Origin of the sequence: Pectobacterium atrosepticum, from assembly GCF_000740965.1 — a bacterium.
GTDB classification, from domain to species: domain Bacteria; phylum Pseudomonadota; class Gammaproteobacteria; order Enterobacterales; family Enterobacteriaceae; genus Pectobacterium; species Pectobacterium atrosepticum.
Window position 1 is genome coordinate 1,334,672 of sequence record NZ_CP009125.1, and the last position, 22,041, is coordinate 1,356,712.

A 22,041-nucleotide genomic window follows, 5' to 3' on the forward strand; every position below is an offset into this window, starting at 1 on the left:
GAATAGCTATGCTAAACGCTAGATGCAGAACAATACAAGGTATACCGCGGGTGGCGCGAATGTGGTGGGGTGGTAAGACGATTATGCGAAAGAAAGCGTGCGCCATCATTCGCAATGAAGATGGCGCACTGACATTACTGACTTTTAGGTTTAAAACGCAGCAAGCGGTTAGCGTTACTGACCACGGTGATGGAGGAGAGCGCCATGGCGGCACCGGCAACTACTGGGCTGAGCAGCGTTCCGGTCAGCGGATAGAGCACGCCCGCTGCAATCGGAATGCCTAGCGAGTTATAGATAAACGCACCCAGCAGGTTCTGCTTCATGTTGCGCAGCGTGGCATTGGAGAGTTCTAGTGCATCGGCGACGCCGTGCAGGCTGTGGCGCATCAGCGTGATGGCGGCCGTTTCAATCGCGATATCGCTGCCGCCGCCCATCGCAATGCCGACATCGGCCTGCGCCAGTGCGGGGGCATCGTTGATACCATCGCCAATCATTGCCACGCGTTTGCCTTGAGCCTGTAGCTTTTTGATGGCCTCCGCTTTACCGTCTGGCAGTACCCCGGCGATCACCTGATAGATACCCGCTTCTTTAGCGATGCTCTTCGCCGTTAGCGGGTTATCCCCCGTGAGCATAACTAACTGATAGCCCTGCTGATGCAGACGCTGCAAGGCGCTGACGCTATCCGCTCGCAGCGGATCGTGGATAGAGAACACCGCGATGATGTGGCCATTCGCCGCAAGCAACACCGGCGTGATACCGCGCTGAGCCTGTTCGTTGATCAGCGTTTCACCTTCGGTGGTATCGACCTGATACTGTTGGAGCAGCGGCGGATTTCCCAGCAGCAGGTCGGTCTCCCCGATCTTACCGCTGACGCCGAGGCCGCGTAGTGTGCGGAACTGCTCGACTTGCGTTAGCGTAAGATTTTCCGCGCGTTCAAGAATTGCCTTCGCCAGCGGGTGATTAGACCCCTGTTCCAGCGAGGCTGCCCATGCCAGCGCCTGCTCTTCTGTTACGCTGCCGAACGTATGAATTGCCACGACGCGCGGTTGTCCCTCGGTTAGCGTACCGGTCTTGTCAAACACCAGTACATCCAACTTGCTGGCCTGCTGTAACGCATCGGCATCTCGCACTAGTACGCCAAACTCAGCAGCCCGTCCGACGCCGGAAATAATCGACATCGGTGTTGCCAGTCCAAGAGCACAAGGGCAAGCAATGATCAGAACGGTTGTGACGATAATGAGCGTATAGACTATCTGCGGCTGTGGCCCCACGAAGAACCAGATCGCGCCGCTGAGAAGCGCGATGGCAACGACAACGGGAACGAATACGGCAGAAATACGATCCGCTAGCTGCCCGATAGCGGGTTTGCTGCTCTGCGCCTGCCTGACCAGTCGGATAATACGCGACAGGGTGGTTTGGTTGCCGATCGCGTCCGCACGGAAGAGAACGCTGCCGTCGGAAACCAATGTGCCTGCGTGAACCGTATCGCCGGATGTTTTGGATTGTGGGATCGGCTCACCAGTCAGCATGGCTTCATCCACCCACACTTCGCCTTGCAAAATCTCGCCATCGACGGGAATACGATCGCCAGTTGTCAGGCGTAACGTCATGCCGGACTGGACTTCGGACAGTGGAATAGATTTCTCACCTTCCGGTGTCACGATGCGGGCGGTTGGGGGCGTTAAATCCAGCAGCCGCTCTAAAGCGCGTGAAGAGCGTTGGCGAGCACGCTGTTCCAATGCATGACCCAGATTGATTAAACCGATGATCATCGCGCTAGCTTCATAGTAAAGATGACGCGCTGCCATCGGAAAAAGATCCGGCCACAGGTTAACGGTAATAGAGTAAAGCCATGCCGCACCCGTTCCCAGCGCGACTAGCGTATCCATGGTCGCCGCACCGTTTTTCAGGCTGCGCCAGGCGTTACGGTAAAAATGACTGCCTGCTAATACCATCACCGCCAGCGTCAGAATACCGATGACGAGCCACGGAGTTTGGTTCTCCGGCGTCAGACTCATGCTGCCGCCCAAAACACCCCACAGCATCAGCGGTACACCCAGCAGTAAACCTAGCGCCGCCTGCCATTGAAAACGGCGAATGGCCTGCTGAGCCGTTTGCTGCTGACGCGCGCGGCGTGCTTCTTCGTCCTGAATAATTTCTGCGCCATAGCCCGCTTGCTCAACGGCGGCAATCAGCGCTTCCGGCTCGGCGTGACCGCTCACTAATGCGCTGCGCTCAGCCAGATTCACGCGCGCCTGCGTGACGCCGCTGACGTTTTGTAACGCCGTCTGTACACGGTTCACGCAACTGGCGCAGCTCATCCCCTGAAGCAGGAGCTGCACGCTGTCGTCAGCGTTGGTGGTGTGTCTTGTGGTTGCCGGAAGAATACTCTCGGCCGCTGGCAGCGCTTCCGGCGTCGTCGCTACCTGTGCCAGCGGCTCAGTTTTTGGGTGAACGCTCTCCTGCACGGTGGCGTGATAGCCCGCGTCTTCAATAGCACTAATCAGTGTGGTGGCCTCAACGTTGCCATACACGGCAGCCTGTTCTTTAGTGACATCCGTCGCCACGACGCCGGGAATGGCTTCCAGCACTTTACGCGTAGCGGCGACACAGTGGTTGCAGCTCAGGCCAGAAAGTTGGAGTGACACATCCGGCGTGGTAGCCAGCTGTGCGTCGTAGCCTGCCTGCTCGATAGTGTCGATCAACGTTTGGGAATCAACGTCGCCGCTGACTCTGGCGTACTGTTGGGTGACGTCGGTTTGTTCGACAGCGGGTAGCGCGTCCAGTGCTTTTTTAACGCGTTGAACACAGTGCCCGCAGGTCAGTCCCTGCAACGACAACACGATAGTTTGAGACATAATAATTTTCTCCCGTGATCACAGCCGGAGGTGAAAGACGTTGACCGGCCATCTGATTTCTACTAGTTATTGAGTAAGGTAAACCTTCTAGCAAGGGGAGGGTCAAGGGGAAATCATGAATATCAGTGATGTTGCGAAAAAAACCGGCCTCAGCAGTAAAACCATTCGCTTCTATGAAGAGAAAGAACTTCTGACTACGCCGCTGCGTTCTGAAAATGGTTACCGCAGCTACGATGATCATCACGTCGAGGAGCTAACGCTGCTGCGTCAGGCGCGTCAGGTTGGTTTTAATCTGGATGAATGCCGCGAATTGGTTACGTTATTTAACGATCCGCTGCGGAGAAGCTCGGATGTCAAAGCGCGAACCTTGCAGAAAGTGCAGGAAATCGAGATGCATATCGAAGAGTTGAAAACGATGCGTGAACAGTTGCTGGCGCTGGCCGAACAGTGTCCGGGAGATGGTGGTTCGGAGTGCCCGATAATCAATAATCTGGCAGGCTGTTGTCAAAAGGGAAAAGCGTCATAAAGGGGAGACGGGCTCCCCCAAATAGTGCGTTATGTTAGCGCTCAATTGAGCGCACATGCAGCGTGATGCCGTCAACGGCAATCACTTCAACATGCGTGCCAGCAGGCAGATCCTGCTCTGATTTCACGCGCCAACTGCTGTCACCGATGTTTACCCGGCCAAAGCCGTTAGTCACCGATTCTGACACGGTGGCACGCAGGCCAACCAGCTGTTGTCCGCGTTGGTTGAGCGTCGACGGTGGACGCGACAGCGTTCGTTTACGCAGCCAATACCACCAGAGCAGCGCCGTGACGATCGTCAGGATGGCGAAAATCGTTCCCTGCCATGGCCAACCTAGCGGCATGATCCACGTTAACAGCCCAACCAATACCGCCGATAAGCCGCTCCACAGCAAATAGCCACTGCCACCCAGCATTTCGGCGGCCAACAGCAGACCGCCGAGCGATAGCCAGAACCAGTGTGCATTTTCCATCACCAGTTCAATGCCCATTATTGACCTCGGCTGTCTTTGCTGTCTTTAATCAGTTCCGTGATCCCGCCAATAGCGCCCATCAGGTTGCTGGCCTCCAGCGGCATCATGATCACTTTGCTGTTATTGGAGGAGCCGATCTGCTGCAAGGCGTCGGTATATTTCTGTGCGACAAAGTAGTTAATCGCCTGAATGTTGCCCGCTGCGATGGCTTCGGATACCATTTTGGTCGCCTGTGCTTCGGCTTCTGCCGCACGCTCACGCGCTTCAGCTTCCAGGAACGCGGATTGCCGCTGACCTTCGGCTTTCAGAATCTGTGACTGTTTTTCCCCTTCGGCTTTCAGAATCGCGGCCTGACGAATCCCTTCGGCTTCGAGAATATCGGCACGCTTGTTACGCTCTGCTTTCATCTGCGCATTCATGGCTGCAATCAGTTCAGCTGGCGGGCGTACGTCACGAATCTCGATGCGGGTGATTTTCACGCCCCACGGGTTGGTGGCTTCATCAACAATGTGCAGCAGGCGCGTGTTGATGCTATCGCGCTGAGACAGCATTTCGTCCAGCTCCATAGAGCCCAGCACGGTACGGAAGTTGGTCATGGTGAGGTTCACGATAGCCTGTTCCAGATTGCTAACTTCATAGGCGGCCCGCGCGGGATCGATCACCTGAATAAAGCAGACGGCATCAATGGCGACATTGGCGTTATCGCGAGAGATAATTTCCTGAGAGGGGATATCTAATACCTGTTCCATCATGTTGATTTTGCGACCAACGCGATCCATAAACGGCACGACCAAATTAAGCCCTGGCATCAGCGTTTTGGTATAGCGACCAAACCGCTCCACAGTCCATTGGTATCCCTGAGGTACGATCTTGATGCCTGACCAGACGATGATGAGTGCAACAAAGATCAAAATAGGAATGACGGTAAGCATGTTCTAAAACCTCCAGGTTGTTTTATCCCCGTCATACTTCACGCTGCATGTGTGTTGGATTCCCTTACTCACCCCAGTCACTTACTGGTGTAAGCGCCTGAGGATTCGCTCGGTCTTCGCCTGCCTGCAACTCGAATTATTTAGGGTATATATCGGTCGAAAGACGTGTCATTAGACAGTGTAACTCACTTGAGTATGAAAGCGGGTAGGAAATACGCCCGCCGGTAAGAGCGATAGGGAGAGTGGCCAGTGAGGGGACGGGGCTAAATATCGAGTTCGATGTCGCCTTGTGGCATGCAGCAACAGGGTAGGATTTCATCTTGTTGGATGCAGGCCAGCGGTGTTTGTCGATACGCTACGCGGCCTTTTACCAGACGCAGTCGGCAGGAACCGCAATAGCCAGAGCGGCACTGATATTCAATGCTGACGCGGTTGGATTCCAGTACATCCAGCAGGGAAGGGCCATCGCCTGAACAGGAAAACTGCGCACCTGATGTGCGCAGCGTAATGGTTGGGTTGCTCATAGATTACAGTTGGAAATCGCTCAGATCGTCATCGCTGATTTCTGAATCGATCTGGCCGACCAGATAAGAGCTGACTTCGACTTCCTGCGGTGCGACCTGTACGTTATCGGATACCAGCCAGGCGTTGATCCACGGAATGGGGTTAGTGCGCGTCTGGAACGGCAGCGAGAGGCCCACGCCCTGCATGCGGATGTTAGTGATGTATTCCACGTACTGGCACAGAATATCTTTGTTCAGGCCAATCATCGAGCCGTCGCGGAACAGGTATTCAGCCCACTCTTTTTCTTGCTGAGCGGCGAGCACGAACAGGTCATAACACTCCTGCTGACACTCTTCGGCAATCTGCGCCATTTCGGGATCGTCATGGCCGGAGCGCATCAGGTTTAGCATGTGCTGCGTGCCAGTCAGGTGCAGTGCTTCATCACGGGCGATCAGCTTGATGATTTTAGCGTTGCCTTCCATCAGTTCGCGTTCAGCAAAAGCAAACGAGCAGGCGAAGCTGACGTAGAAGCGAATCGCTTCCAGCGCGTTTACGCTCATCAGGCACACATACAGCTGCTTTTTCAGCGCATGCAGGTTAACGGTCACGGTCTTGCCGTTAACCTGATGCGTTCCTTCACCGAGCAGATGATAGTAGCTGGTCATCTCAATCAGCGAGTCGTAGTAGCCGGAGATATCTTTGGCGCGCTTCAGGATCTCTTCGTTAGCCACGATATCGTCAAACACCAGCGACGGATCGTTCACGATATTACGAATGATGTGCGTGTAGGAACGTGAGTGAATGGTTTCCGAGAAGGCCCAAGTTTCCACCCAGGTTTCCAGCTCAGGGATAGAAATCAGCGGCAGCAGCGCCACGTTCGGGCTACGTCCCTGAATCGAATCCAGCAGCGTTTGGTATTTCAGGTTGCTGATGAAGATGTGTTTTTCATGATCCGGCAGCGCCTGATAGTCGATGCGATCGCGGGACACGTCGACTTCTTCCGGGCGCCAGAAGAAGGACAGTTGCTTTTCGATCAGTTTTTCGAAAATTTCATATTTTTGCTGGTCGAAACGCGCAACGTTGACAGACTGGCCGAAGAACATCGGTTCGAGCAGTTGGTCATTTTTATTCTGTGAAAAAGTGGTATAGGCCATGAATCTCTCCAAAAAAAATGCTGGGAGCATTTTTTTACGCCAGGTGCGGCTACGGGTAGGACGCCCGCGCTAAAAGGATGAAAGGCTGCATTGCAGCCTTTCATTATTGGCTTAAATCTTACACGCGCCGCCTTCGCAGCCATCGTCCTGCGGTTCTGCCAGCAGGTCGTCTTGTACGTCTTCAGCGCCGTCACGGGTGTTTTGGTAATACAGCGTTTTAACGCCAAATTTGTAGGCCGTGACCAGATCTTTCAGCAACTGTTTCATCGGTACTCGACCTGACGGGAAGCGTGATGGATCGTAGTTGGTGTTAGAGGAAATCGCCTGATCGACAAATTTCTGCATCAGGCCCACCAGTTGCAGGTATCCATCGTTATTTGGCATTTCCCACAGCAGTTCGTAAGCATCTTTCAACGTTTCGTATTCCGGTACGACTTGACGCAGAATGCCGTCTTTGGACGCTTTGACGCTGATGTGGCCGCGCGGCGGTTCAATACCGTTGGTGGCGTTGGATATCTGAGACGATGTTTCAGACGGCATCAGCGCAGACAACGTGGAGTTGCGCAGACCGTATTCTTTGATGTCTTTACGCAGCGTTTCCCAGTCGAGATGCAGCGGTTCGTTACAGATCGCATCCAGATCGCGCTTATAGGTATCGATAGGCAGAATACCCTGCGAGTAGGTGGTTTCATTGAACCACGTGCAGGCACCTTGTTCACGTGCCAGCACATTCGACGCCTTCAGCAGATAGTATTGAATCGCTTCAAACGTTTTATGCGTCAGGCCGTTGGCGCTGCCGTCGGAGTAACGTACGCCGTTTTTCGCCAGATAGTAGGCGAAGTTGATGACGCCAATACCCAGCGTGCGACGGCCCATCGCACCACGTTCTGCTGCCTTAATCGGGTAATCCTGATAATCCAGCAGGGCATCGAGCGCGCGCACAGCAAGCGTTGCTAAATCTTCCAAATCGTCCAGGCTATTAATCGCGCCGAGGTTAAACGCTGACAGCGTACACAGTGCGATTTCACCGTTTTCATCATTCACGTCGTTCAACGGTTTGGTCGGCAACGCGATTTCCAGACACAGGTTGGACTGGCGAACTGGCGCAATCTGCGGATCGAACGGGCTGTGCGTGTTGCAGTGATCAACGTTCTGAATATAGATACGGCCCGTTGAAGCACGTTCCTGCATCATCAGGGAGAACAGCTCACTGGCTTTGATCCGCTGCTTGCGGATACTGGCATCCTGTTCATATTGCACATACAGGCGCTCGAATTCATCCTGATCGGCGAAGAAGGCGTCATACAGTCCCGGTACGTCAGAGGGGCTGAACAGTGTGATCTCTTCACCTTTTACCAAACGCTGATACATCAATTTATTCAGTTGCACGCCGTAATCGAGGTGACGAACGCGGTTGCCTTCCACGCCGCGGTTGTTTTTCAGTACCAGCAGGCTTTCCACTTCCAAATGCCACAGCGGATAGAACAGCGTGGCAGCACCGCCGCGTACGCCACCCTGAGAGCAAGATTTCACCGCCGTCTGGAAGTGTTTATAGAAAGGGATACAGCCGGTATGGAATGCTTCACCGCCGCGAATCGGGCTGCCGAGTGCACGGATATGACCGGCGTTGATGCCGATACCTGCACGTTGAGAAACATATTTTACGATAGCGCTGGACGTCGCGTTAATGGAATCCAGGCTGTCGCCGCATTCAATCAGCACGCAGGAGCTGAACTGACGTGTCGGGGTACGCACGCCTGCCATGATTGGCGTCGGCAGAGAGATTTTGAACGTGGAGATCGCGTCATAGAAACGTTTAACGTAATCCATACGCGTTTCGCGCGGGTAGCCGGAGAACAGGCAAGCGGCGACCAAAATGTACAGGAACTGGGCGCTTTCGTAGATATCACCAGTGACGCGGTTTTGTACCAGATATTTCCCTTCCAGCTGTTTAACCGCAGCATAGGAGAAATTCATGTCACGCGAGTGATCGATGAAAGCGTCCATTTGGGCGAATTCTTCCGAGTTATAATCTTCCAGCAGGTGCTTATCGTATTTGCCCAGTTCCACCATGTTGGTGACGTGGGTTAGCAGAGCGGGTGGCTCAAACTGGCCATAGGCTTTCTTGCGAAGATGGTATATAGCCAAGCGCGCGGCCAGATACTGGTAATCCGGGCTTTCACGGGAGATCAGATCGGCTGCGGCCTTAATGATGGTCTCATGGATATCAGAGGTTTTGATGCTGTCATAAAACTGAATGTGGGAACGCAGTTCCACCTGAGAAACGGAGACATTGTGTAAACCTTCTGCGGCCCAGGTAATGACGCGGTGGATTTTATCCAAATTGATTTTTTCTTTACTGCCATCGCGTTTGGTGACGAGCAAGCTCTGGTTCATGTTGGGATTTACCTATTGGTGAAAATAAAAAATATCCCCTGTTTATTCACAGAAATTCTTCTGTGACTAACTCTGTGGATAAATACTAGATATGGATATTTTTTGATAAATGACTACTACATGGTGAGTATTCTAGTCTGGATTCGTTTGAGTACAAGGCTTGATTTTGGTGTTAATTTCAGGTTGCGGAAGCGTTGGTTTCTCGAAATCCTGATTTTGTAAGGGCTAAGAGGATGTCAATATTCTGTAAAAAAAATAAGTCTCGGCCATTTTGTTGGTTTTCCAGGTAAACCCTGGGAAATTGCGCGGTGAAAAACCACGCAATTTTTAAGAGCATTCTTAATGGGTTCTATTTGTCGTGGTGAGTATGCAGCATGTAGTTCACGTCTACGTTTGGGCCAAGTTTAAAATGGTCTGTCAGCAGATTGTAGTGCAGCCCAGTGATATGCCTTTCGCGCAGCGCGGTGTCATCAACCCAGCGCATCAGCTCAGCCGGGCGAATGAATTTCTTAATATCGTGTGTGCCGCGCGGCACCATCTTTAAAACATACTCAGCGCCGATAATGACCATCATCCACGCTTTGGCATTACGGTTGATCGTGGAGAAAAAGACGTGCCCGCCGGGTTTGACTAACTTAGCGCACGCCTGCACCACAGATTGCGGGTCGGGAACGTGCTCCAGCATTTCCATGCAGGTGACCACATCGTAAAGGCCCGGGTGAGCGAGTGCATGTGCTTCTACCGTTTCCTGCACGTAATCGACAGTGACGCCGCTTTCCAGTGCATGTAAACGCGCGACCTGCAACGGCTCCGCGCCCATATCCAGCCCGGTGACGTCCGCGCCTTCACGCGCCATGCTCTCGGCCAAAATGCCGCCGCCGCAGCCGACATCCAACACTTTCTTGCCGAACAAGCCTTCTGCGCGCTGTGAAATATAGCCCAGACGCAGTGGGTTAATGCGGTGCAATGGCTTGAATTCGCCTTCTAGATCCCACCAGCGTGAGGCGATAGCCTCAAATTTGGCAATTTCCTGATGGTCAACGTTCGGAGTTTGATTTTCTACATTCATGTGTCATCGCTGCCTTTCGTCATCTTCTACTGCCGCGAGTATACTCCCTTCGTGTCGCAACGTGCAGCGGTGTCGCTTTTCTCTACGGGATAAACGTTCACTGGGAAAACAGTCTGTTCAGAGCGGAAGTGAGTTTCCCCCGAAACGGCGGTTTGTGATATAATTTTTCACCTTTTGAACAGTTCACCTTTCTGAACGGTTCACTTTTCTGAACACGGGTAGATGCCTAAATAGAGGGATAGCGGCTCCATGAGCGACCTTGCCAGAGAAATCACACCGGTCACTATTGAAGAAGAGCTGAAAAGCTCGTATCTGGATTATGCGATGTCCGTTATTGTCGGACGTGCATTGCCAGATGTTCGAGATGGACTGAAACCGGTACACCGCCGCGTACTGTACGCAATGAGCGTACTGGGTAACGACTGGAACAAACCGTATAAAAAATCCGCCCGTGTCGTCGGGGATGTCATCGGTAAATACCACCCGCACGGTGATTCTGCCGTTTATGAAACCATCGTGCGTATGGCGCAGCCTTTCTCACTGCGCTACATGCTGGTTGATGGTCAGGGCAACTTCGGTTCGATTGACGGCGACTCTGCTGCGGCCATGCGTTATACCGAAATTCGCATGTCGAGAATTGCTCATGAACTGCTGGCCGATCTCGAAAAAGAGACGGTCGATTTTGTGCCGAACTATGACGGCACCGAGCAGATTCCTGATGTCATGCCTACGCGTGTTCCCAACCTGCTGATTAACGGTTCTTCCGGTATCGCCGTCGGGATGGCAACGAACATCCCACCGCATAACCTGACAGAAGTCGTGAACGGCTGTCTGGCGTATATCGACGATGAGAACATTAGCCTTGAAGGGTTAATGGAGCACATCACAGGCCCTGATTTCCCGACGGCGGCAATCATCAATGGCCGACGCGGCATTGAAGAAGCCTATCGTACCGGGCGCGGCAAAATTTACATCCGTGCGCGTGCCGAAGTTGAAGCGGACGCGAAAACTGGGCGTGAAACCATTATCGTGCATGAAATTCCGTATCAGGTGAACAAAGCTCGCCTGATCGAGAAAATTGCCGAACTGGTCAAAGATAAACGTATTGAAGGCATTAGCGCACTGCGTGACGAATCCGATAAAGACGGTATGCGTATCGTTATCGAGATTAAGCGTGATGCCGTGGGCGAAGTGGTCCTGAATAATCTGTACTCTCAGACGCAGCTTCAGACGTCATTCGGCATCAACATGGTGGCACTGCATCAGGGCCAACCGAAGATCATGCCGCTGAAAGACATTCTGGCTGCGTTTGTGCGCCACCGCCGTGAAGTGGTGACGCGCCGTACCATTTTTGAACTGCGTAAAGCCCGTGACCGCGCCCATATTCTGGAAGGGTTGGCGATTGCGCTGGCGAACATCGATCCGATTATCGAACTGATTCGTCGTGCTGCGTCACCTGCTGAAGCGAAAGCTTCACTGATCGCAGAAGCATGGGAATTGGGCAGTGTTGCTACCATGCTGGAACGTGCGGGCGATGATGCTGCGCGTCCAGAGTGGCTGGAGCCAGAGTTCGGCATCCGTGACGGTCGTTACTACCTGACGGAACAGCAGGCGCAGGCGATTCTGGATCTGCGTTTGCAGAAACTGACCGGTATGGAGCACGAAAAGCTGCTGGATGAATATAAAGACCTGCTGGCGGAGATCGCCGAGCTGCTTTATATCCTCAATAATCCTGAGCGCCTGATGGAAGTGATCCGCGAAGAGCTGGAAGCGATCAAAACGCAGTACAGCGACGAGCGCCGCACAGAAATCACGGCAAACACCTCTGACATTAACATCGAAGACTTGATCAATCAGGAAGATGTTGTTGTTACGCTGTCTCACCAGGGTTATGTGAAGTATCAGCCGCTGAGCGACTACGAAGCACAACGTCGTGGTGGCCGTGGCAAATCTGCAGCCCGTATTAAAGAAGAAGACTTTATCGATCGCCTGCTGGTGGCCAACACTCACGATACGATCCTGTGCTTCTCCAGCCGTGGCCGTCTGTACTGGATGAAGGTGTATCAATTACCGGAAGCCAGCCGTGGCGCACGTGGTCGTCCTATCGTCAACCTGTTGCCGCTTGAACCGAATGAGCGTATCACTGCGATTCTGCCGGTACGTGAGTACGAAGAAGGCCGCCACATCTTCATGGCAACCGCGAGCGGTACAGTGAAGAAAACGGCGCTGACGGAATTCAGCCGTCCGCGTAGCGCGGGGATCATCGCGGTTAACCTGAACGACGGTGACGAGCTGATTGGCGTCGACCTGACCGATGGCAGCGATGAAGCGATGCTGTTCTCAGCGGAAGGTAAAGTGGTTCGCTTCTCCGAACAGGCGGTGCGTTCCATGGGTCGTACGGCAACGGGCGTCCGTGGTATCAATCTGCAAGGTGAAGATCGCGTCGTTTCGCTGATTATCCCTCGCGGCGAGGGTGATATCCTGACCGTCACGCAAAATGGCTTCGGTAAGCGTACTGCCGTGAGTGAGTACCCAACTAAGTCGCGTGCGACGAAAGGGGTTATCTCTATCAAGGTCAGCGAGCGTAACGGTAAAGTGGTTGGTGCGGTTCAGGTTGATACCGCAGACCAGATCATGATGATCACCGATGCGGGAACGCTGGTGCGTACACGCGTATCTGAAGTCAGCATCGTTGGCCGTAACACACAGGGTGTGACGCTGATTCGTACAGCGGAAGACGAACATGTTGTTGGCCTGCAACGCGTTGCTGAACCGGTAGAAGATGAAGAGCTAGATGGCGTGGTAAGCGTTGAAGGCGAAATCGCTGAAGACGATGATGCTATCGACGACATTGATGGCGATGATGATATCGCTGAAGATGACGAATAAGCCTTTTCCTTAAACCGGAATGAGTCGATTAAGCCAGCGCGATGCGCTGGCTTTTTTTATTGACTCTCGGTAGTGTATCAGCAAACGGGTTCTCCCATTATTCAACGGTATCCACTTGAAATATCTCGCCTCATTCCATACCACATTAAAAGTTTCCCGCTATTTATTTCGGGTTCTGGCAGTCATGTTGTGGGTGTTGGGAGCGCTGATATCCATTTTTTATGTCACTAAAGTATTGAATGAAAAAGAGTCAGAGCTGCGGCAGGAATATAATCTCAGCTTTGATCAGTCGCAGGGTTACATTCGGCACGCGTCGGATATTGTGCGCGAACTCCAGTATCTGGCGGCAAATCGTCTGATTCTGGCGAGAGAAAAGGCAGAACCGCCAACGGAAGGAGGCCCCGGTGTCTCCGTTTATGCCCTTGCTCCCGGCGCAACGTGTTCCACGCAATATGGCGGGAATACGGCGCTGCTCTCATTGAGCCATTTTTTCAACGGCTGGCAGGATAATTTCTCAGCCGTCTACGATCTCAATCGGGTCTTTTTTGTCGGCGGCGATCGGCGCTGTATGGTTGATTTTGGCATTCGTAACCAGTCACTCGATCGTGATAATTTGCTTAAAAACGTGCAGGATCGGTTTCAGGATCAGAAGAAAAACCGCACCCAAACCGGCCGTGATGAAACGCTCTATTGGATTGCTCCCGCGTCTGTCCCCGATGTCGGCTATTTATATGCGCTGACGCCGATTTATGTGGATAACAAACTGGAAGCCATCATGGGGATTGAGCAGACGATTCGTCTGGATGATTTCGTCACCGTGGGTAAATTTCCAATCAATGCCAGACTGCTGGATCAATATAATCAGGTTGTTTTGCAGTTTTCCGATGCTAAAGAGCGCTATGCGTCTTCGGTAGACAGTTATCCCTCCGATCATAACTATTTTGGCTATGTGAATGGCTATGATGAACTCATTCTGAAAAAGTCGCTGCCACCGACTTCATTCAGCATCGTGTATTCGCTGCCGTTGAAAGTGCTGCTCTCCCATATCAGTGCATTGATGATCAACATGCTCGTGCTGAATATTCTATGGGCCATTTTTCTGTTTGTGTTGGCGCTGGTGTTTGAGCGGAAAATGCTATTGCCTGCGGAAGTGAATGCGTTCCAACTGGAAGAGAATGAGCAATTCAACCGCAAGATTGTGGCGTCGGCGCCAGTAGGAATTTGCATCCTGCGTATTAATGATGGCACGAATATCCTCAGTAACGAACTGGCGCACAACTATCTCAACCTGCTTACCCACGAGGATAGGCTGCGAATTACCCGCATTATTTGCGAGCAGCAGTCCAAATTTGTCGATGTCATGACCAGTCGCAACCATCATCTGCAAATCAGCTTTGTCCATTCGCGCTATCGTAATGAAAATGTGGCAATTTGTGTTCTGCTGGACGTCAGCGCACGCGTCAAAATGGAAGAGTCGCTACAGGAAATGGCAAATGCCGCCGAGCAGGCAAGCCAGTCTAAATCGATGTTCCTTGCCACCGTCAGCCATGAATTGCGTACGCCGCTTTACGGGATTATTGGTAATCTCGACCTGCTGCAAACCAAGTCGCTGCCGAAGGATGCAAACCGTCTGGTCGTGGCGATGAACAACTCTTCTTCGCTGCTGCTGAAAATCATCAGCGATATCCTCGATTTTTCCAAGATTGAGTCGGAGCAGTTGAAGATAGAACCGTGTGAATTTGCGCCGCATGAGGTCATCAGTCACATTACCAGCAACTATCTCCCGCTGGTGGTCAAAAAACGTCTGACACTGTACTGTTTTATCGATCCTAATGTTCCCGTCAGCCTGTTTGGCGATCCCGTGCGCTTGCAGCAGGTGTTATCTAACCTGTTGAGCAACGCCATCAAGTTTACGGATACGGGCTGCATCATTTTTGAAGTAGGTTGCCGCGATGGTTATCTGGAATTTGTGGTGCGCGATACCGGCGTGGGCATTCAACCGCGCGAGGCGGTGAAGTTGTTTGATCCGTTCTTCCAGGCCGGGAGTGGTGTGCAGCGTCATTTCCAGGGCACAGGCTTAGGGCTGGCGATTTGTGAAAAGCTGGTCAATCTGATGGACGGTGACATTACCATCGAGTCAGAACCTGGGCTTGGCAGCCTGTTTGGCGTCAGGATTCCGTTGTATAAAGCGCACTATGCTCCAGTGGCGATCAACGCCAGCCTGCAAGGGAAAATATGCTGGTTGAGGGTACGCAATGCCCGGCTGGAGACGTATCTACTGACGCTGTTGCAGGAACAAGGCGTGCAAGCTGTGCGTTATCAGAATCAAACGGTATCGCTTGATGATGTAATGATTAGTGATTACACATCGACAGAAAACATTGCCGTTCGGGCGCATATCGTGATGAGTGGTGCGCATAAAGGATCAGCGCAGAAAGTTAGCGAAGGGCACTGGCTGCAAGGGACATCGACACCTCAACACCTGCCTGATTTACTGGAGAAAATCTATCGCTCAGAAAGTGAGGACAGGACTCATGCCGAGATTTCGCTACCGCTGACCAACTATGTGCGGGATGAGAATGGCGACATTATGATTCTGGTGGTTGACGATCATCCGATCAACCGTCGACTGCTGGCGGATCAGCTCGGTTCTCTGGGCTATCAGGCGATGACGGCGAATGATGGCATCGATGGGTTGAATGTATTGAGTAAAAATCACATTGATATCGTGCTGACGGATGTCAATATGCCGAATATGGATGGCTACTTGTTCACACAGCGTATGCGTGAGCAGGGATTACGCTTCCCGGTTATCGGTGTGACGGCAAATGCGTTGGCGGAAGAACGAGATCGTTGTCTTGGGGCAGGGATGGATAACTGTTTGTCAAAACCGGTTACGCTGGGTACGTTGCAGCAGGCGCTGTCGTATTACAGTAACGTGGTCCGTCAGGCGAGAACATCTGTGGAATAACCTGCACCAGCGGTTGCTGGTGCAGGAAGGAAAAGCTTAGTCTACCTGCGTGCCATTAACGGAAGACAGGTAGTTCAGCAGGGCGATATCGTTCTCGACGCCCAGCTTGGTCATGGCAGATTTCTTCTGGCTACTGATCGTTTTAATACTACGATTCAGTTTTTTGGCGATTTCGGTAACCAAAAAGCCTTCAGCAAACAAACGCAGCACTTCGCTTTCTTTCGGGGACAGGCGTTTATCGCCGTAGCCGCTGGCGCTGATTTTCTCCAGTACTTTGGATACGCTGTCCGGCGTGAATTTCTTCCCTTTTTGCAGGGCTGCCAGCGCCTTGGGTAAGTCGGTCGGCGCGCCCTGTTTCAGTACGATACCTTCGATGTCCAGATCCAATACTGCGCTCAGAATCGCCGGATTATTGTTCATGGTGAGAACAATAATAGAGAGATGAGGAAAATGGCGCTTAATGTATTTAATGAGGGTGATACCATCGCCGTATTTATCGCCAGGCATGGATAAATCGGTGATTAAGACGTTAGCGTCCAGCTTAGGCAGGTTATTAATCAGCGCTGTTGAGTCTTCAAATTCGCCAACCACATTGACCCATTCAACCTGCTCAAGCGATTTTTTGATGCCAAAAAGGACAATAGGATGGTCGTCGGCAATAATTACGTTTAGGTTACTCATTGTTTTGGTTACTCATCTTGTTGGCTACCTTGCTGCCCTTTAGGTTCTATTGGGGATAGTAATGCACTGACAAACCTCTCAATTTCATGAAGGTTAGCCTCGATTTGTACACTATCGTGCGCGGTAATATGCTGTTCAAGCTGTTCACACAACTGTTTGCCAGGATGCAGATTCAGCATGGCAAACACGCCTTTCAGCCGGTGTGCCGTCTGCGAAAGTGACGGAAAATCGCCTGCTTCCGCTTCAGTATACAGCCTCTTTAAATCATCCGGTACTGTCTCCACGAACAGCGAATAATAGTCACTTGACGCCAATTGAGCGGCGTAAAATTCGACATCGTTCGGTTCCCCCTCTTGCATCGCATCGGGTGGTGTTTCCAGTTGCAGTTCAATCAGCTTAAGCAATGCCTCCAGTAGGAGGTGGCTGATATTATAGTTCACCCGCAAACGGCGCGGGCCCAAAGGCGTTACTGTGTCATCGTCATGACTCAACAGTAGCGTATAATCTGCTTTTTTCTCCGGGTCATCAGTAATAAAGATATCCGCTTCCTGATTAATCTGGCGTTCATCGCTGACCTGATAATTAGCGCCCCAGCCTGTCAGCATATGGCCGACAATATGCTGTACTTCATCGGATGTCACATCCAGCAGAACGGTAATACCATCCAACAGCTTTTCTTCCTCAACGGGAAGCGTTTCCGGTTCCAGTTTGAGCGTCAGAATATAGTGTGTGCCTAACCCGGATTTACTGTTGATGGTTAACGCACCGCCCAGTTTATTACAGAGTTGATTGCACAAAAATAAGGTCAATCCTGAATTTTGTCCGAAACGATCGGAAGACGCAGGATGCAGGAAAGGATGTCGAATATTTTCCTGCTCTTTACCTGAAACATTCGTTCCTGTATCGCTGACCTGAATAATCAGTATGTCCGACTCATTATTTTTTCTATCAACCGACACCGTAATTTTGCCGTAATCCGTATTGGTTACCGAATAATTTAGCAGCAGTGCCAGCGTTTTTTTCAACAGCCCTGCATCACCCACGTAAGTTTGATTACTATCCACATTGTAATGATGGAATAGGGTCAGCCCTTTTTGATTCAATCGTGGCAGCAGCTCAAGAAGAACATTATCGATAAGCGCCAGCGGTGAAAAGCTGTCGTTGATCACGGTCCATTCCTGCGCTTCCAGTTTTTCATGCAACGCGATATTTTCCAGCAGTTCGATAGCGCAGCGGGTATCCGCTGTTAGTTGATCCAGCGTTTGTGTTTGTACGGTTGCTGTATCGCTGTGGCGTATCGCATAAATATGCTGTTGTAGTGAAATCAGTGGCTGTTTGAATTCGCTGAGCAGATTTTGGAATAAGCGTTTTCTGGCATGAATATTCTTTTCGTACTCACGCTGGGCGAGCTGCAATTTCCGCTGCACCAGAATCTCTTTATCCTGTTCACGCAGCAGGAAGAGGCAATAGTCTGGTGAATATTGGCTACGGATTTGGCGGATTTCATACATCTCATTATTAATGGTGACCTGAATGACGCCTTGATGCTCATCCGCCATATTGGTGATTTTTTGCAGGCTCAGGTGCGGAAGCAGATGCTCTGCACGCTCATTTTGTATGACCACCTTGTTGCTGCTGAAATCATAAACCAGCACGCCCATCGGGATTTTTCCCGTTGTTTCGCGGTAAATATCCAGCTTCTTCTCTAATTGATGAGATAAGTCCTCTCCTGGATGGGCATACTTCCGACGGAAAAGATAAAAACCAGCGATGGATGCACTCAGCAGAACCAGATTCAACAACAGAAGCCAGATGTTATTACGCAATGAATCAACAATCAGTGTTTTTACGGGCACCTGAAAAACGATTTTTATCGGTGCATTCACGAGCGTAGCGGAGATCTCCAGATTAGAGCCATGAAGCTGCACGTCGGCCGTGCCTTCGCCATTGCTATCCATATTGCTGGCTGCTGGTGTATCCGGCTTCAGCATAAGGAACTCACGCGGGATCGTGTCTGGAATTAAATCGTTAATTGGCAGATCGAACGCCAGAATTGTCGCTAGGTGACCTGGCTGATTGAATGTCGTGCGCAGCGTAAAATAGTAGTCGTTATAGAAGCGTAATTTACGCAGCGGAGAAAAACTTTCGCGCTCGTCTAACACATTCGCCTGTTGCAGCATTTCCGTCCGACGGGCTTCGGCGATGACCGTAATATAATTGCCGCGGAACTGCGAGGAGATATCTTTCAACGTCTGCGTAGAAATCATCGTCAGGCTGTTGTCGATGCCATTCAGGTAATACATGGAATAGACGTTATTCTCTGCTCCCCAAAGAATATCGAGGTAACGCGATATGCGGCGAACCGACGTCAGCGTTCCTTTATCGTGTTGTCCAAAAATCAGAGCATCCGTCTTCTGACCATTTTTTTCTACGTAGAAAACATTGGGCATTAAATTAATCGCGGTAATGCTAGCGTCGCTAGCGGACGGTTCGCTGTTCAGACTGCCGTAAATTTGGTACGTGAAGAAACGGTAGGTATCAATGCGTTTCTGAACACCTTGGGCAATGGTCGTCAGTGAATGTTTTTTGTCCGCCAGCAAATCGTTGATGTAGCTATAGCCGAACGTTCCGGTAATCAGGATCGATAACACCGTAAGGAGAGAAAAATAACGCAGGATTATGGCTGGCATCAATTAACGCTCCTGATTAGCGGATTACGGCACGCGCGCTGGCGCTGACGGCAAGCAACAGCAGTGCGACAAACCCGAATGCGGTGGCTAAATTGCTGAACTGCGCAATAAAACCGAGAATGGTTGGGCCGATCAAAATACCCGCATAGCCTACCGTTGTAATGGAAGCGATAGCCAGATTTGGTGGCATGATTTTTTGATTTCCTGCTGCGCTGAAGAGGATCGGTACCACATTGGATGCGCCGACGCCGACCATAACGAAGCCAAGAATAGCGGTTACTGCGTTATCAATGCTAATCGTTAACACTAGGCCGAGTGAGGCGCAGAGGCTGCCACCGGTAAGAATCGCGTGGCGTCCGAGCGCATTAACGATGCGATCGCCATTCAACCTGCCTAGCGTCATCGCCACGGAAAACGCGGCATAGCCCATGCCCGCTTGCGCGCCGCTCAGGTTGCGTTCAACCGTTAAAAAGAGGGCGCTCCAGTCCAGTATGGAACCTTCGGCTAAGAACATGATGAAGCACAGTGAGCCAATGAACATAACCCAACCGCGTGGGATAACAAACAGCGGGCCGCTGTTATCTTGATTCGTGGTGCGCAGCAGGTGTTTGTGCGCCGTTGTCATGAATATCAGCATGAGTGCGACAATAGCCAGAATGGCCATCAGTGGGGACAGACCAAGCCACAGCAGGGCACTGACGCCACCTGCACCGACAATTCCCCCTACGCTGAAGAAACCATGAAAACCAGACATCATGGCTCGACCGCTGGCGCGTTCGACGATGACGGCCTGAATATTCATCGCGACATCGATCATGCCGATGGAGGCGCCAAAAAAGAGTAACATGACCGCCATCATAGGCAGTGTTTCTGCCTGCGTCAGTGCGGGCAACACGAAACAAAGCAGTGCACTTGCCAGCAAAATAACGCTGCGACATCCCAGCTTGCTGGTAAGGAAGCCGGTGAGTGGCATGGCCAACAGTGAGCCAATACCGAGAGAAAGCAGTAACATCCCCAGAGAAGCGTCACTGATAGCCAGCCGCGTTTTGACAAATGGCACTAACGGTGCCCAGGAAGCCATGGCAAAGCCCGCAACAAAGAAAACGATGCGTGTCGCTGCCTGTGCTTTTTTGCCTGACAGATTCTGATTAATGCATAACGGGTCGGAATTCAGCGTTGTACTCATCCTGAACGAGGCTATCCGGTCGATGTAACAAGGGCCTCTTTTTACCATAATTAGCGGTCTGAATGGAAAGAATCATGATGCTCATCACGCCTATAATTGACAGCAAACTTTGCCGGCTACTTCCCCTGGTGCAGCCTTAGCTGCTTTTGGCTTGCAGATCGAATGTGGCACGGGCTTGCTCGATGATTTCAAGGTTTTGCTCAGCCCATACCCACACGCCACAGAACGCCGCTCCAAGTCCAAGACCGAGATCTGTCAAGCGGTACTCCACCTTTGGGGGAATAACGGGATGTACGGTGCGGATCACCAACCCTTCACGTTCCATTTGGCGCAGGGTTTGCGTCAGCATTTTCTGGCTGATCCCTGCCACTTTTTTTGCCAATTGTGTGAAGCGTAATTCTCCGTTTTCAGCCAGGACCTCAAGGATGAACATCGTCCATTTGTCTGCTACTCGGCCGATCACTTCGTTAACCAGTGCTTCTACGCGTGGATCCTGCTTTGTCTCTGATGAAAGCTTTCTCTGGACTTCTGAGTGTTTAGCGACGTCGATGCTCATAGGCCACTCTCTTTCTTTTGGGTAATGGTGATCATTATGGTGCTTTTCTTTCCCGAAGTTTGCGTATCGCGGTATCGAGAGTCAAGTATCCACGTTCCTTAAAGCACGTATTCTCTACGCTTACTGTTTGGTAAGTATTGCACTTTATGGTGCCTACTTCCCAAAGGTTTGTGATGTGCTTATTCTTTGAAGCCTACCCGCTTTCCAGTAGAAACGTGCATCTGGCATTTGTGCGCAGCCCCTGTTTCTTAGGCCTGCGATGTTGTTCCTTATTGCGCACGAATACTGTCGGAAGACGGGCATCGACTATGCGGCTGCATAGCGCCTGAATTTAAAAGAGATAGTTCCTGAATGTAAACGAGAAGGGGAAGCTAATTATGCAAACGGCAAATAACACAATACTCATTACGGGAGGTGGTTCCGGCATTGGTCGCGAGCTCGCACAGCGTTTCAACGATCTCGGCAACACGGTTATTGTGACGGGTCGGCGAGCTTCTCTCCTGCAGGAGACGATCGCTGGACGACAAAATATGCACGCGTTCGAATTAGATATCGATGATCCCAAGGCTATCAATGCGTTTGCACAGCGGATCGTGACGGAATATCCATCCCTTAACGTCCTGATTAACAATGCTGGCATCATGCGTTACGAAGATCTGAGTACGAGAAGCGATCTGTGCGATGCGCAGGCGCAGATTACTACGAACGTGCTTGGGCCTATCCGCCTCACAAATGCCTTTATCGATCACCTGAAGAGCCAACAGAATCCAGCGATTGTTAATGTGTCTTCGGGTCTGGCTTTCGTTCCGCGCGCTGATGCGGCGGTTTATAGCGCGACTAAGGCTGCCGTTCACTTCTACACCCTGTCATTGCGGCATCAGCTCGTGGATCAGGTGGAAGTCATCGAACTCGTGCCACCGGGTATCCAAACCGAGCTCACGCCGGGTCAGTCGGATCGCGAAGGTTACATGCCTCTGAACGCATACATCGATGAAGTTATGGCTCTGTTTTGCAAGCAACCGACGCCAAACGAGATCGTTGTGGATCGCGCTCAACTACAACGCTTGGCTGAGCGTGAAGGGCGCTTCGAACAGGTGTTTGATTTGATCAACGTGCGGGCAACTGAGCAGCGCGCTAGGGGTAAATAAGCCTTCCT

At 51.6% G+C, this 22,041-nt stretch carries 15 protein-coding genes; 4 read left to right on the plus strand and 11 right to left on the minus strand.

What is annotated here, in order from left to right; translation table 11 throughout:
* Window positions 1-134 precede the first annotated feature (134 nt).
* Complete coding sequence (gene copA / locus GZ59_RS05860; RefSeq protein ID WP_011092784.1) at window positions 135-2,858, minus strand: copper-exporting P-type ATPase CopA; 2,724 nt, start codon at window positions 2,856-2,858, stop codon at window positions 135-137.
* 115 nt (window positions 2,859-2,973) lie between these two features.
* On the opposite strand from copA, the gene cueR reads away from it, so the two are divergent.
* Complete coding sequence (gene cueR, locus GZ59_RS05865; RefSeq protein ID WP_011092785.1) at window positions 2,974-3,384, plus strand: Cu(I)-responsive transcriptional regulator; 411 nt, start codon at window positions 2,974-2,976, stop codon at window positions 3,382-3,384.
* 34 nt (window positions 3,385-3,418) lie between these two features.
* On the opposite strand, the gene GZ59_RS05870 is transcribed toward cueR, so the two are convergent.
* From GZ59_RS05870 to ubiG, 6 genes are all read right to left on the minus strand, one after another.
* Window positions 3,419-3,874, minus strand: coding sequence for an NfeD family protein (locus tag GZ59_RS05870; RefSeq protein WP_011092786.1), 456 nt, complete (start codon window positions 3,872-3,874; stop codon window positions 3,419-3,421).
* Window positions 3,874-4,788 (minus strand): SPFH domain-containing protein, encoded by a 915-nt coding sequence (locus GZ59_RS05875; RefSeq protein ID WP_011092787.1) that lies wholly within the window; start codon window positions 4,786-4,788, stop codon window positions 3,874-3,876. Before GZ59_RS05875 ends, GZ59_RS05870 begins: the two co-directional genes overlap by 1 nt.
* Window positions 4,789-5,051: 263 nt before the next feature.
* Window positions 5,052-5,312: a class I ribonucleotide reductase maintenance protein YfaE gene (gene yfaE, locus GZ59_RS05880; protein ID WP_011092788.1), complete on the minus strand. Its 261-nt coding sequence runs from the start codon at window positions 5,310-5,312 to the stop codon at window positions 5,052-5,054.
* A 3-nt stretch (window positions 5,313-5,315) separates the two neighbouring features.
* Window positions 5,316-6,446 carry a class Ia ribonucleoside-diphosphate reductase subunit beta gene (gene nrdB, locus GZ59_RS05885; RefSeq protein WP_011092789.1) on the minus strand — a complete coding sequence of 377 codons (1,131 nt, stop codon included), beginning with the start codon at window positions 6,444-6,446 and terminating at the stop codon, window positions 5,316-5,318.
* Between the two features lie 111 nt (window positions 6,447-6,557).
* Window positions 6,558-8,843, minus strand: a complete 2,286-nt coding sequence (gene nrdA, locus GZ59_RS05890; protein ID WP_039290664.1) for a class 1a ribonucleoside-diphosphate reductase subunit alpha — start codon at window positions 8,841-8,843, stop codon at window positions 6,558-6,560.
* A 349-nt stretch (window positions 8,844-9,192) separates the two neighbouring features.
* On the minus strand, window positions 9,193-9,912 hold the full coding sequence (gene ubiG / locus GZ59_RS05895) for a bifunctional 2-polyprenyl-6-hydroxyphenol methylase/3-demethylubiquinol 3-O-methyltransferase UbiG (RefSeq protein WP_039290667.1): 720 nt from the start codon (window positions 9,910-9,912) through the stop codon (window positions 9,193-9,195).
* 249 nt (window positions 9,913-10,161) lie between these two features.
* Between ubiG and gyrA the strand changes: the two genes are divergently transcribed.
* Together gyrA and rcsC are read left to right on the plus strand one after the other, a co-directional pair.
* Window positions 10,162-12,801, plus strand: coding sequence for a DNA topoisomerase (ATP-hydrolyzing) subunit A (gene gyrA, locus GZ59_RS05900; protein WP_039290669.1), 2,640 nt, complete (start codon window positions 10,162-10,164; stop codon window positions 12,799-12,801).
* A 115-nt stretch (window positions 12,802-12,916) separates the two neighbouring features.
* A complete protein-coding gene (rcsC, locus tag GZ59_RS05905) occupies window positions 12,917-15,772 on the plus strand; it encodes a two-component system sensor histidine kinase RcsC (protein ID WP_071882760.1) in 2,856 nt (951 codons plus the stop codon).
* Between the two features lie 36 nt (window positions 15,773-15,808).
* On the opposite strand, the gene rcsB is transcribed toward rcsC, so the two are convergent.
* From rcsB to GZ59_RS05925, 4 genes are all read right to left on the minus strand, one after another.
* Entirely contained in the window at window positions 15,809-16,453 is a 645-nt protein-coding gene (gene rcsB, locus GZ59_RS05910; RefSeq protein ID WP_039290673.1) for a response regulator transcription factor RcsB, read from the minus strand.
* 8 nt (window positions 16,454-16,461) lie between these two features.
* Complete coding sequence (rcsD, locus tag GZ59_RS05915; RefSeq protein WP_039290674.1) at window positions 16,462-19,143, minus strand: phosphotransferase RcsD; 2,682 nt, start codon at window positions 19,141-19,143, stop codon at window positions 16,462-16,464.
* Between the two features lie 16 nt (window positions 19,144-19,159).
* Window positions 19,160-20,329 carry an MFS transporter gene (locus tag GZ59_RS05920; protein ID WP_039290676.1) on the minus strand — a complete coding sequence of 390 codons (1,170 nt, stop codon included), beginning with the start codon at window positions 20,327-20,329 and terminating at the stop codon, window positions 19,160-19,162.
* A gap of 136 nt (window positions 20,330-20,465) precedes the next feature.
* Complete coding sequence (locus tag GZ59_RS05925) at window positions 20,466-20,885, minus strand: winged helix-turn-helix transcriptional regulator (protein ID WP_039290679.1); 420 nt, start codon at window positions 20,883-20,885, stop codon at window positions 20,466-20,468.
* 377 nt (window positions 20,886-21,262) lie between these two features.
* On the opposite strand from GZ59_RS05925, the gene GZ59_RS05930 reads away from it, so the two are divergent.
* A complete protein-coding gene (locus tag GZ59_RS05930) occupies window positions 21,263-22,033 on the plus strand; it encodes an SDR family oxidoreductase (RefSeq protein WP_011092798.1) in 771 nt (256 codons plus the stop codon).
* The last annotated feature ends 8 nt before the right edge of the window (window positions 22,034-22,041 follow it).